This window comes from Streptomyces sp. NPDC052043, from assembly GCF_044548235.1.
In the GTDB taxonomy this organism is placed as follows: Bacteria; Actinomycetota; Actinomycetes; order Streptomycetales; family Streptomycetaceae; genus Streptomyces.
This window is the reverse complement of the sequence record NZ_JBIUBT010000010.1, coordinates 132,585-145,256: the sequence shown is the minus strand read 5'-3', so window position 1 is coordinate 145,256 and position 12,672 is coordinate 132,585. Positions and strand designations below refer to the sequence as shown.

Sequence of the window (12,672 nt, the reverse complement as noted above, 5' to 3'; positions counted from 1 at the left end):
GGCAGGACCCGAATCGAAAGGACCCGGAGAGTAATGCCTCCCAAGAAGAAGAAGGTCACGGGGCTCATCAAGCTCCAGATCCAGGCCGGTGCCGCCAACCCGGCTCCGCCGGTCGGCCCGGCGCTGGGTCAGCACGGCGTCAACATCATGGAGTTCTGCAAGGCCTACAACGCCGCGACCGAGTCGCAGCGCGGTTGGGTCATCCCGGTGGAGATCACGGTCTACGAGGACCGTTCCTTCACCTTCATCACCAAGACGCCGCCGGCCGCCAAGATGATCCTCAAGGCCGCGGGCGTGGAGAAGGGCTCCGGCGAGCCGCACAAGACCAAGGTCGCCAAGATCACCGAGGCGCAGGTCCGCGAGATCGCCCAGACCAAGATGCCCGACCTCAACGCCAACGACCTGGACGCCGCCGCGAAGATCATCGCCGGCACCGCGCGTTCCATGGGCGTCACGGTCGAGGGCTGAACCCCACCTTCGTAGAACATGCGGCTGAGGCCGCACGTGGCAGGGCCCGCTCGGCCCGTACCACGACTCCTTTCAGAACACACAGGAGCAGTTGTGAGCAAGCGCAGCAAGGCTCTCCGCGCTGCGGACGCCAAGATCGACCGGGAGAAGCAGTACGCCCCGCTCGAGGCCGTCCGTCTCGCCAAGGAGACCTCCACGACCAAGTTCGACGGCACCGTCGAGGTCGCCTTCCGTCTGGGTGTCGACCCGCGCAAGGCCGACCAGATGGTCCGTGGCACCGTGAACCTTCCGCACGGCACCGGTAAGACCGCCCGGGTCCTGGTCTTCGCGACCGGTGACCGTGCCGAGGCCGCGCGTGCCGCCGGCGCCGACATCGTCGGCTCGGACGAGCTGATCGACGAGGTGTCGAAGGGCCGTCTGGACTTCGACGCCGTCGTCGCCACCCCGGACCTCATGGGCAAGGTCGGCCGCCTCGGCCGCGTCCTCGGCCCGCGTGGTCTGATGCCGAACCCGAAGACCGGCACCGTCACCCCCGACGTGGCCAAGGCCGTCACCGAGATCAAGGGCGGCAAGATCGAGTTCCGCGTCGACAAGCACTCGAACCTGCACTTCATCATCGGCAAGACGTCGTTCGACGACACCAAGCTGGTGGAGAACTACGGCGCGGCGCTGGAGGAGATCCTCCGTCTGAAGCCGTCCGCCGCCAAGGGTCGCTACATCAAGAAGGCCGCCATCACCACCACGATGGGCCCCGGCATCCCGCTCGACCCGAACCGCACCCGCAACCTCCTCGTCGAGGAGGACCCGGCCGCGGTCTGAGCCCCACGGCTCGCACAATCAAAGGACGAGTCCCGCAACCTTTTGGGGTGCGGGGCTCGTCCCTTTTCTGTGGGACTCCTGTACAACGTCTTCCGTACGTCCGTACGGGACGCGCCCCGCGCGACTCGTACGCCTGGCACAGGCCTGCGTCAGCGTGATGATCACAGCAACCGCATAGGGGTGGGACGAATGAAGAGCACGACCGCGCGCAGAATCACGCTCTCCGTCGTGGCGGTGACCACGCTGGGGGCAGTGGTCGCCTGCTCCCCCGGGGACTCCTCCGGTTCCCCCAAGGCCTCGGGCAAGGACGACGGCGCGGCCGGCCGGGGGGTCGTCCACGTGAGCCCCGTCGCGGCCCTGCGCTCCGCCGACACCTCCACCGCCGAGGCCCACTCCGCCAGGGTGTCGATGACGACCAGCATCGGCACCCTGATGTCGATGAAGGGCAACGGCACCCTCGACTGGGCCGACGGCCTGACCGGCAGGCTCACGCTCACCTACACCGGCGGCACGGTCGCCGAGGCGATGCGCCAGATCGGGGCGACGACGATGGAGGCGCGGTACCTGCCCGACGCCTACTACGCCCACATGCCCGACGCCTACGCCGAGCAGACGGGCGGCAAGCACTGGATCCGGTACCGCTACGACGACCTCGCGAACCTCGCCGGCGGCTCCGGCGCGTACATGCAGGAGCAGCTGAAGACCGCCACGCCGAACCAGTCGGTGAAGCTGCTGCTGGCCTCCGGCGACGTCAGGAAGGTCGGCGAGGCGACGGTGCGCGGCGAGCACACCACCCACTACGCGGGCACGCTGAACGTCGCCGACTTCGCCGACAGGACCTCGAACCTGCCCAAGCGTCAGATGGACGATCTGAAGAAGCAGCTCGACGAGGCAGGCGTCACCACGGAGTCCGTCGACATCTGGGTCAACGACAAGAACCTGCTGGTCAAGAAGGTCGAGAAGGCGGACATGGCGACCGGCACCATGACCAACACCGCCTACTACAGCGACTACGGCGTCAAGACCGCCGTCCAGGCGCCCCCGGCCGGCGACACCGGGGACTTCAAGGACCTGATGGCGTCCCAGGGCGCCGCCGCCGCGGGCGGCAGCGGCAGCGGCACCTGAGCCGCGCTCCCGGGGCGGGGGTGGGCCTCGTCGTGGCCCACCCCCTGCGCGCTCCCCGGGGGCGGATTTGCTTTGCGCTGACACCTTCCCGTACGCTCCCACAGAAGCCAAAGACCGCTGGTCGTTGCCGTGCGCTCGAACGAGGGCGCGGTGGCCGAAGGATCCGCTGAAACTGCGGACGACCCGCGCAGGTGATTGTGGAAGTACTCCCGGAGCACGCGTCGATCCCCGTGTGTGCGACCGGTCGAGTCCGCCCCGAGCGCCTGCGACGGGGCGTTTCGTTTTCCCCAGTCCTCCTTCGGGTCCGCGCGGTCCGAATCACCCGGAAGGAGGCCGAGGCTCTATGGCGAGGCCCGACAAGGCTGCCGCGGTTGCGGAGCTGACGGACAAGTTCCGCAGCTCCAACGCCGCCGTGCTGACCGAGTACCGCGGTCTCACCGTGGCGCAGCTCAAGACGCTGCGCCGGTCGCTCGGTGAGAACGCCCAGTACGCCGTGGTGAAGAACACGCTGACCAAGATTGCGGCCAACGAGGCCGGGATCACGCTGGACGACCAGCTCTTCGCTGGTCCGACGGCCGTCGCCTTCGTCACCGGTGACCCGGTGGAGTCGGCGAAGGGTCTCCGTGACTTCGCCAAGGACAACCCGAATCTCGTCATCAAGGGCGGTGTCCTTGACGGCAAGGCGCTGTCCGCCGACGAGATCAAGAAGCTTGCGGACCTCGAGTCCCGCGAGGTTCTGCTCTCCAAGCTGGCCGGTGCCTTCAAGGGGAAGCAGTCCCAGGCTGCCTCCGTCTTCCAGGCGCTGCCGTCGAAGCTCGTCCGCACCGTGGACGCGCTGCGCGCCAAGCAGGACGAGCAGGGCGGTGCCGAGTAACTCGGCTCGCTTTCTGATCCGCGCCGTCTGACGCGGCAAGGATCGCAGCGGGCCGACGTACGCCCGCCACACCCCGTACATCCGGCACCCGCCGATTTGAGTGGAAGGACCGCCATCATGGCGAAGCTCAGCCAGGACGACCTGCTCGCGCAGTTCGAGGAGATGACCCTCATCGAGCTCTCCGAGTTCGTGAAGGCCTTCGAGGAGAAGTTCGACGTCACCGCCGCCGCGGCCGCCCCGGTCATGATGGCCGGCCCGGGCGCCCCGGCTGCCGAGGCCCCCGAGGAGAAGGACGAGTTCGACGTCATCCTCACCGGCGCCGGCGACAAGAAGATCCAGGTCATCAAGGTCGTGCGCGAGCTGACCTCCCTGGGCCTGAAGGAGGCCAAGGACCTGGTCGACGGTGCGCCGAAGCCCGTCCTCGAGAAGGTCGCCAAGGACGCCGCGGAGAAGGCCGCCGAGTCCCTCAAGGGCGCCGGCGCCTCCGTCGAGGTCAAGTAAGACCCCACGGTCCGCGAAGGACTCCCGCGCGCTGAACACGGCCCGGTAGGGCTGTAACGCGAACGCACCGAGGAGCGATCATCCATCCGGGTGGTCGCTCTTCGGCGTTCGAGGGGGCCGGCGGCGGCTGCCTTGCACCCGTGGCGGGGAGGGGTATGGTGATCTTCGTCGTGCCTCCAGAGCTCCGGTGGCGGGCTGCACGTGACGATGGCAGCATCCGGCTTGGCCATGGGAGGCCTTGACGAACCGCACGCAGCGCGCAATTCTCAGGACGCGTCGTCACAACGATCCGAATCCGAGGCATGGATCGGCGACGAAGAGGGCAGTATCAAGGTGCGTTGAGGGCAGGTATGCCGCAGACGTTGACAACTAAGAGGGTCTCAAAAACCCGCACTGGACATCAGTGTGCCATGTGGCTACACTGACCCTTTGCGCTGCCTGTTAGCTGTCCCCTGCCCGTCACCAGGGGCATGCCCTCGCCTCAGCAACGTCGACCAGATCATCTTTGACCTGGCCTTTCGGCCCGATCAGGACGACCTGTCCTCAAGCAGCGGCGGGGGGCCGGTACGCGCGTAGTGAGTCCGAGCCCTCGGAAGGACCCCCTCTTGGCCGCCTCGCGCAACGCCTCGACCGCGAATACGAACAACGGCGCCAGCACCGCCCCGCTGCGCATCTCCTTTGCAAAGATCAAGGAGCCCCTCGAGGTTCCGAACCTTCTCGCGCTGCAAACCGAGAGCTTCGACTGGCTGCTCGGCAACGACGCGTGGAAGGCTCGCGTCGAGGACGCTCTGGAGTCCGGTCAGGACGTCCCCACCAAGTCCGGTCTCGAGGAGATCTTCGAGGAGATCTCCCCGATCGAGGACTTCTCCGGGTCGATGTCGCTGACGTTCCGCGACCACCGCTTCGAGCCGCCCAAGAACTCGATCGACGAGTGCAAGGAGCGCGACTTCACGTACGCGGCCCCGCTCTTCGTCACGGCCGAGTTCACCAACAACGAGACCGGCGAGATCAAGTCCCAGACCGTCTTCATGGGCGACTTCCCGCTCATGACGAACAAGGGCACCTTCGTCATCAACGGCACCGAGCGTGTCGTGGTGTCGCAGCTGGTCCGTTCCCCCGGTGTCTACTTCGACTCCTCCATCGACAAGACGTCCGACAAGGACATCTTCTCCGCCAAGATCATCCCGTCCCGGGGTGCCTGGCTGGAGATGGAGATCGACAAGCGCGACATGGTCGGTGTCCGCATCGACCGCAAGCGCAAGCAGTCGGTCACCGTTCTGCTGAAGGCGCTCGGCTGGACCAACGAGCAGATCCTCGAGGAGTTCGGCGAGTACGAGTCGATGCGCGCCACCCTGGAGAAGGACCACACCCAGGGCCAGGACGACGCGCTGCTGGACATCTACCGCAAGCTGCGCCCGGGCGAGCCCCCCACGCGTGAGGCCGCGCAGACGCTGCTCGAGAACCTCTACTTCAACCCCAAGCGCTACGACCTGGCCAAGGTCGGCCGCTACAAGGTCAACAAGAAGCTGGGTGCGGACGCTCCGCTGGACGCCGGCGTGCTGACCGTCGAGGACGTCATCTCGACGATCAAGTACCTGGTGAAGCTGCACGCGGGCGAGATGGAGACGGTCGGCGACAGCGGTCAGACGATCGTCGTCGAGACCGACGACATCGACCACTTCGGCAACCGTCGTCTGCGCAGCGTCGGCGAGCTCATCCAGAACCAGGTCCGCACGGGTCTGGCGCGTATGGAGCGCGTCGTGCGCGAGCGCATGACCACGCAGGACGTCGAGGCGATCACGCCGCAGACCCTGATCAACATCCGGCCGGTCGTCGCCTCCATCAAGGAGTTCTTCGGCACCAGCCAGCTGTCCCAGTTCATGGACCAGAACAACCCGCTGTCCGGGCTGACGCACAAGCGTCGTCTGTCCGCGCTCGGCCCGGGTGGTCTCTCCCGTGAGCGGGCCGGCTTCGAGGTCCGTGACGTGCACCCCTCGCACTACGGCCGCATGTGCCCGATCGAGACGCCGGAAGGCCCGAACATCGGTCTGATCGGCTCGCTCGCCTCCTACGGCCGGGTCAACGCGTTCGGTTTCGTCGAGACCCCGTACCGCAAGGTCATCGACGGCCAGGTCACCGACGAGGTCGACTACCTGACCGCCGACGAGGAGGACCGCTTCGTCATCGCGCAGGCCAACGCGCCGCTCACCGACGAACTGCGGTTCGCCGAGGCCCGCGTGCTGGTCCGCCGCCGTGGCGGCGAGGTCGACTACGTCGGTGGCGAGGACGTCGACTACATGGACGTCTCGCCGCGCCAGATGGTGTCGGTCGCGACCGCCATGATCCCGTTCCTGGAGCACGACGACGCCAACCGTGCCCTCATGGGCGCGAACATGATGCGCCAGGCCGTTCCGCTCATCAAGTCGGAGGCCCCGCTCGTCGGCACCGGCATGGAGTACCGCTCCGCCGTCGACGCCGGCGACGTCGTCAAGGCCGAGAAGGCCGGCGTGGTCCAGGAGATCTCCGCCGACTACATCACCACGACCAACGACGACGGCACGTACATCACGTACCGCCTGGCCAAGTTCGCCCGCTCCAACCAGGGCACCTCGGTCAACCAGAAGGTCATCGTCAACGAGGGCGACCGCGTCATCGAGGGCCAGGTCCTCGCCGACGGTCCGGCCACCCAGAACGGCGAGATGGCGCTCGGCAAGAACCTGCTGGTCGCGTTCATGCCGTGGGAGGGCCACAACTACGAGGACGCGATCATCCTGTCGCAGCGCCTCGTGCAGGACGACGTCCTCTCCTCGATCCACATCGAGGAGCACGAGGTCGACGCCCGTGACACCAAGCTCGGCCCCGAGGAGATCACCCGGGACATCCCGAACGTCTCCGAGGAGGTCCTCGCCGACCTCGACGAGCGCGGCATCATCCGCATCGGCGCCGAGGTCATCGCCGGCGACATCCTCGTCGGCAAGGTGACCCCGAAGGGCGAGACCGAGCTGACCCCCGAGGAGCGCCTGCTGCGCGCGATCTTCGGTGAGAAGGCCCGTGAGGTCCGTGACACCTCGCTGAAGGTGCCGCACGGCGAGACCGGCAAGGTCATCGGCGTGCGCGTCTTCGACCGCGAGGAGGGCGACGAGCTGCCGCCGGGCGTGAACCAGCTGGTCCGCGTCTACGTGGCCCAGAAGCGCAAGATCACCGACGGTGACAAGCTCGCCGGCCGCCACGGCAACAAGGGCGTCATCTCCAAGATCCTGCCGATCGAGGACATGCCGTTCCTGGAGGACGGCACCCCGGTCGACATCATCCTCAACCCGCTGGGTGTGCCGTCCCGAATGAACCCGGGACAGGTCCTGGAGATCCACCTCGGCTGGCTCGCCAGCCGCGGCTGGGACGTCTCCGGCCTCGCGGACGAGTGGGCGGAGCGCCTCCAGGTCATCGGCGCCGACCAGGTCGCCCCCGGCACCAACGTGGCCACCCCGGTCTTCGACGGTGCCCGCGAGGACGAGCTGGCGGGTCTGCTCCAGCACACCATCCCGAACCGCGACGGCGACCGCATGGTCCTTCCGTCCGGCAAGGCGCGGCTGTTCGACGGCCGCAGCGGTGAGCCGTTCCCGGAGCCGATCTCGGTCGGCTACATGTACATCCTGAAGCTGCACCACCTGGTCGACGACAAGCTGCACGCCCGCTCGACCGGTCCGTACTCGATGATCACTCAGCAGCCGCTGGGTGGTAAGGCCCAGTTCGGTGGCCAGCGCTTCGGCGAGATGGAGGTGTGGGCCCTCGAGGCCTACGGCGCCGCCTACGCCCTCCAGGAGCTGCTGACCATCAAGTCCGACGACGTCACCGGCCGCGTGAAGGTCTACGAGGCCATCGTCAAGGGCGAGAACATCCCCGAGCCCGGCATCCCCGAGTCCTTCAAGGTGCTCATCAAGGAGATGCAGTCCCTGTGCCTGAACGTGGAGGTGCTGTCCAGCGACGGTATGTCCATCGAGATGCGTGACACCGACGAGGATGTCTTCCGCGCCGCGGAGGAGCTCGGCATCGACCTGTCCCGGCGCGAGCCGAGCAGCGTCGAAGAGGTCTGACGGGAGTCCGGTGGGCCTCCTGACCAGGAGGCCCACCGACCCCCAGGCCCCCGTTTCAGACCACAGACTTACAACCCTGAGAGGGATTGACGCATAGTGCTCGACGTCAACTTCTTCGACGAGCTCCGGATCGGCCTGGCCACCGCTGACGACATCCGTCAGTGGAGCCACGGCGAGGTCAAGAAGCCCGAGACGATCAACTACCGCACCCTCAAGCCGGAAAAGGACGGGCTCTTCTGCGAGAAGATCTTCGGTCCCACCCGGGACTGGGAGTGCTACTGCGGCAAGTACAAGCGTGTCCGCTTCAAGGGCATCATCTGCGAGCGCTGCGGCGTCGAGGTCACCCGCGCCAAGGTGCGCCGTGAGCGGATGGGCCACATCGAGCTGGCCGCGCCTGTCACCCACATCTGGTACTTCAAGGGCGTCCCGTCGCGCCTGGGCTACCTGCTCGACCTGGCCCCGAAGGACCTGGAGAAGGTCATCTACTTCGCGGCGTACATGATCACGTACGTCGACGACGAGCGCCGCACCCGCGACCTGCCGTCGCTGGAGGCCCACGTCTCCGTCGAGCGCCAGCAGATCGAGCAGCGCCGCGACGCCGACCTGGAGGCCCGTGCCAAGAAGCTCGAGGCGGACCTCGCCGAGCTGGAGGCCGAGGGTGCCAAGGCCGACGTGCGCCGCAAGGTGCGCGAGGGTGCCGAGCGTGAGATGAAGCAGCTGCGCGACCGCGCGCAGCGCGAGATCGACCGCCTCGACGAGGTGTGGACCCGGTTCAAGAACCTCAAGGTCCAGGACCTCGAGGGTGACGAGCTGCTCTACCGCGAGCTGCGCGACCGGTTCGGCACGTACTTCGACGGCTCGATGGGTGCCGCGGCGCTCCAGAAGCGCCTGGAGTCCTTCGACCTCGAGGAAGAGGCCGAGAAGCTCCGCGAGATCATCCGCACCGGCAAGGGCCAGAAGAAGACCCGCGCCCTGAAGCGCCTGAAGGTCGTCTCCGCGTTCCTGCAGACGTCCAACAGCCCCAAGGGCATGGTCCTGGACTGCGTCCCGGTCATCCCGCCGGACCTGCGTCCGATGGTGCAGCTGGACGGTGGCCGCTTCGCGACCTCCGACCTGAACGACCTGTACCGCCGTGTCATCAACCGCAACAACCGCCTGAAGCGGCTTCTCGACCTCGGCGCGCCCGAGATCATCGTGAACAACGAGAAGCGCATGCTCCAGGAGGCCGTCGACGCGCTCTTCGACAACGGCCGCCGCGGCCGCCCGGTCACGGGCCCCGGCAACCGTCCGCTGAAGTCGCTGTCCGACATGCTCAAGGGCAAGCAGGGCCGCTTCCGTCAGAACCTGCTCGGCAAGCGTGTCGACTACTCGGCCCGTTCCGTGATCGTCGTCGGCCCGCAGCTGAAGCTGCACCAGTGCGGTCTGCCGAAGGCGATGGCGCTGGAGCTCTTCAAGCCGTTCGTGATGAAGCGCCTGGTCGACCTGAACCACGCGCAGAACATCAAGTCGGCCAAGCGCATGGTCGAGCGCGGCCGCACGGTCGTGTACGACGTCCTCGAAGAGGTCATCGCGGAGCACCCGGTTCTGCTGAACCGCGCGCCCACCCTGCACCGCCTCGGCATCCAGGCCTTCGAGCCGCAGCTGGTCGAGGGCAAGGCCATCCAGATCCACCCGCTCGTGTGCACCGCGTTCAACGCGGACTTCGACGGTGACCAGATGGCCGTGCACCTGCCGCTGTCCGCGGAGGCGCAGGCCGAGGCCCGCATCCTGATGCTGTCCTCGAACAACATCCTCAAGCCGGCCGACGGCCGTCCGGTGACGATGCCGACCCAGGACATGGTCCTCGGTCTGTACTTCCTCACCACCGACGGCGAGGGCCGCGCGGCCAAGGGCGAGGACCGCTCCTTCGCGTCGGTCGCCGAGGCGATCATGGCGTTCGACGCCGGCGAGCTCTCGCTCCAGTCGCGGGTGGACGTCCGCTTCCCGGTGGGCACCATCCCGCCGCGCGGCTGGACCCCGCCGGCCCGTGAGGAGGGTGAGCCGGAGTGGCAGCAGGGTGACTCCTTCCGCCTGAAGACGACCCTGGGCCGCGCGCTCTTCAACGAGCTGCTGCCCGAGGACTACCCGTTCGTCGACTACGAGGTGGGCAAGAAGCAGCTCTCCGAGATCGTCAACGACCTCGCCGAGCGCTACCCGAAGGTCATCGTGGCGGCCACGCTCGACAACCTGAAGGCGGCCGGCTTCTTCTGGGCCACCCGTTCCGGTGTCACCGTCGCCATCTCCGACGTCGTCGTTCCCGAGGCGAAGAAGGAGATCGTCAAGGGCTACGAGGCGCAGGACGAGAAGGTCCAGAAGCAGTACGAGCGCGGTCTGATCACCAAGGACGAGCGCACCCAGGAGCTCATCGCGATCTGGACCAAGGCGACCAACGAGGTCGCCGAGGCGATGAACGACAACTTCCCGAAGACCAACCCGATCTTCATGATGGTTTCCTCGGGCGCCCGAGGAAACATGATGCAGATGCGTCAGATCGCCGGTATGCGCGGTCTGGTGTCGAACGCCAAGAACGAGACCATCCCGCGGCCCATCAAGGCGTCGTTCCGTGAGGGTCTGTCCGTGCTGGAGTACTTCATCTCCACGCACGGTGCCCGTAAGGGTCTGGCCGACACCGCCCTGCGTACCGCCGACTCGGGTTACCTCACCCGTCGTCTGGTCGACGTCTCCCAGGACGTCATCATCCGTGAGGAGGACTGCGGCACCGACCGCGGCCTCAAGCTGCACATCGCGGAGCGCGGTGCGGACGGCGTGCTGCGCAAGGCGGACAACGTCGAGACGTCCGTGTACGCGCGCTGCCTCGCCGAGGACATCGTCGTCGACGGCCAGGTGCTGGCCCCGGCCGGTACCGACCTGGGCGACGTGCTCATCGAGGAGCTCGTCTCCCGCGGCGTCGCCGAGGTCAAGACCCGCTCGGTCCTGACCTGCGAGTCCGCGGTCGGCACCTGCGCCATGTGCTACGGCCGCTCGCTCGCCACCGGCAAGCTGGTCGACATCGGTGAGGCGGTCGGCATCATCGCCGCCCAGTCCATCGGTGAGCCCGGCACCCAGCTGACGATGCGTACCTTCCACACCGGTGGTGTGGCCGGTGACGACATCACCCAGGGTCTGCCGCGTGTCGTCGAGCTCTTCGAGGCCCGTACGCCGAAGGGTGTCGCCCCGATCTCCGAGGCCTCCGGCCGCGTCCGGATCGAGGAGACCGAGAAGACCAAGAAGATCGTCGTCACCCCGGACGACGGCAGCGACGAGACGGCGTTCCCGATCTCGAAGCGTGCCCGTCTGCTGGTCGGCGAGGGCGATCACGTCGAGGTGGGCCAGAAGCTCACCGTGGGTGCCACCAACCCGCACGACGTGCTGCGCATCCTGGGTCAGCGGGCCGTCCAGGTCCACCTGGTCGGCGAGGTCCAGAAGGTCTACAACTCGCAGGGTGTGTCGATCCACGACAAGCACATCGAGATCATCATCCGGCAGATGCTGCGCCGTGTGACGATCATCGAGTCCGGCGACGCCGAGCTGCTGCCCGGCGAGCTGGTCGAGCGCTCGAAGTTCGAGACCGAGAACCGTCGTGTGGTCCAGGAGGGCGGTCACCCGGCCTCCGGTCGTCCGCAGCTCATGGGTATCACCAAGGCCTCGCTGGCGACCGAGTCCTGGCTGTCGGCGGCGTCCTTCCAGGAGACGACCAGGGTCCTGACGGACGCGGCGATCAACGCCAAGTCCGACTCCCTGATCGGCCTCAAGGAGAACGTCATCATCGGTAAGCTCATCCCGGCCGGTACGGGCCTGTCCCGCTACCGCAACATCCGGGTCGAGCCGACCGAGGAGGCCAAGGCCGCGATGTACTCGGCCGTGGGCTACGACGACATCGACTACTCGCCGTTCGGCTCCGGCTCCGGCCAGGCCGTTCCGCTGGAGGACTACGACTACGGTCCGTACAACCAGTAAGCGGGCGAGCGTCCGCGTGACGCGCTGAAGGGCGGCCATCCCCTCACGGGATGGCCGCCCTTGGCGCATGATGGAGGGACACACGCGATCCGGGGGAGGTCTCAGTGTCGTACCAACCGTCATACCCGTCATACCCGTCATGGCAGCCGACGCAGCGCTGGCAGGGGGGACAGGGCGTTCCGCAGCCGTGGCAGGGCCAGGGTGCCCCGTCGATGCTCGCGTCCCACGCCGACCGCGAGCGCGCCGTGGACGTGCTCAGGGCGGGCTTCAGCGAGGGCCGCCTGGACGAGCGGGAACTCGACCAGCGTGTCGCACGGGCGTACCAGACGCGCACGGTCGGGGAGCTGGCGCTGCTGGTGGCGGATCTGCCGCAGGGACCGGTGCCGCTCACCTCGGCGGCTGTGGCCGTGCCGTCCACGTTCCTTCCGAAGACCCCGCCGCCCACCAACGGCAAGGCGGTCGGCTCCCTGGTCTGCGGGGTGCTCACCCTGATGACTGCCGGTCTGACGGGCCTGCCGGCGGTGGTCCTGGGACACGCCGCCCGCGGGGAGATGAGCCGCACCGGAGAGAGCGGTGACGCCCTCGCGCTGACCGGGCTGGTCCTGGGCTGGCTGTCCGTGGCGGGCTGGGCGGTGTTGCTGACCCTGCTCGTCGTCGCGGGATTCGCGGGGGTGTGATGACGCGTGCGGACGTCCGGTGTTCGAAGATCACATTCCGTGGATTCGAAGATCGCCCGAGGGTCCGGGGCTTGACAAGCGCCACGGGGCGCGGCGGGCGGGGCCCATTTGTTTTGACCGC

8 protein-coding genes are annotated in these 12,672 nt (G+C 67.5%); all 8 read left to right on the top strand.

Annotated elements, in window-relative coordinates; translation table 11 throughout:
• Nucleotides 1–33 precede the first annotated feature (33 nt).
• The 8 genes from rplK (at nucleotide 34) to ACIHCX_RS24755 (ending at nucleotide 12,551) form a co-directional block, all read left to right on the top strand.
• Nucleotides 34–468 (top strand): 50S ribosomal protein L11, encoded by a 435-nt coding sequence (rplK, locus tag ACIHCX_RS24790; protein ID WP_055493153.1) that lies wholly within the window; start codon nucleotides 34–36, stop codon nucleotides 466–468.
• 93 nt (nucleotides 469–561) lie between these two features.
• Nucleotides 562–1,287: a 50S ribosomal protein L1 gene (rplA, locus tag ACIHCX_RS24785; protein WP_400032965.1), complete on the top strand. Its 726-nt coding sequence runs from the start codon at nucleotides 562–564 to the stop codon at nucleotides 1,285–1,287.
• A 189-nt stretch (nucleotides 1,288–1,476) separates the two neighbouring features.
• Nucleotides 1,477–2,412 carry a hypothetical protein gene (locus ACIHCX_RS24780; protein ID WP_400032963.1) on the top strand — a complete coding sequence of 312 codons (936 nt, stop codon included), beginning with the start codon at nucleotides 1,477–1,479 and terminating at the stop codon, nucleotides 2,410–2,412.
• Nucleotides 2,413–2,755: 343 nt separating this feature from the next.
• Nucleotides 2,756–3,286, top strand: coding sequence for a 50S ribosomal protein L10 (rplJ, locus tag ACIHCX_RS24775; protein ID WP_100569727.1), 531 nt, complete (start codon nucleotides 2,756–2,758; stop codon nucleotides 3,284–3,286).
• Between the two features lie 117 nt (nucleotides 3,287–3,403).
• A complete protein-coding gene (gene rplL, locus ACIHCX_RS24770; RefSeq protein ID WP_400032961.1) occupies nucleotides 3,404–3,787 on the top strand; it encodes a 50S ribosomal protein L7/L12 in 384 nt (127 codons plus the stop codon).
• Nucleotides 3,788–4,392: 605 nt separating this feature from the next.
• Nucleotides 4,393–7,878, top strand: coding sequence for a DNA-directed RNA polymerase subunit beta (rpoB, locus tag ACIHCX_RS24765; RefSeq protein ID WP_400032959.1), 3,486 nt, complete (start codon nucleotides 4,393–4,395; stop codon nucleotides 7,876–7,878).
• Nucleotides 7,879–7,974: 96 nt separating this feature from the next.
• The gene (locus ACIHCX_RS24760) at nucleotides 7,975–11,874 is read left to right on the top strand and encodes a DNA-directed RNA polymerase subunit beta' (protein ID WP_400032957.1); all 3,900 of its coding nucleotides are present in this window, start codon (nucleotides 7,975–7,977) and stop codon (nucleotides 11,872–11,874) included.
• 212 nt (nucleotides 11,875–12,086) lie between these two features.
• Nucleotides 12,087–12,551, top strand: a complete 465-nt coding sequence (locus tag ACIHCX_RS24755; protein WP_400032955.1) for a DUF1707 and DUF4190 domain-containing protein — start codon at nucleotides 12,087–12,089, stop codon at nucleotides 12,549–12,551.
• Nucleotides 12,552–12,672: the final 121 nt, after the last annotated feature.

What these genes read in the sequence shown, in the direction of transcription:
- ACIHCX_RS24755 (WP_400032955.1), top strand. Translation starts at nt 12,087, where the DNA reads ATGCTCGCGTCCCACGCCGACCGCGAGCGCGCCGTGGACGTGCTCAGG.
- rplL (WP_400032961.1), top strand. Translation starts at nt 3,404, where the DNA reads ATGGCGAAGCTCAGCCAGGACGACCTGCTCGCGCAGTTCGAGGAGATG.
- ACIHCX_RS24780 (WP_400032963.1), top strand. Translation starts at nt 1,477, where the DNA reads ATGAAGAGCACGACCGCGCGCAGAATCACGCTCTCCGTCGTGGCGGTG.
- rplK (WP_055493153.1), top strand. Translation starts at nt 34, where the DNA reads ATGCCTCCCAAGAAGAAGAAGGTCACGGGGCTCATCAAGCTCCAGATC.
- rplJ (WP_100569727.1), top strand. Translation starts at nt 2,756, where the DNA reads ATGGCGAGGCCCGACAAGGCTGCCGCGGTTGCGGAGCTGACGGACAAG.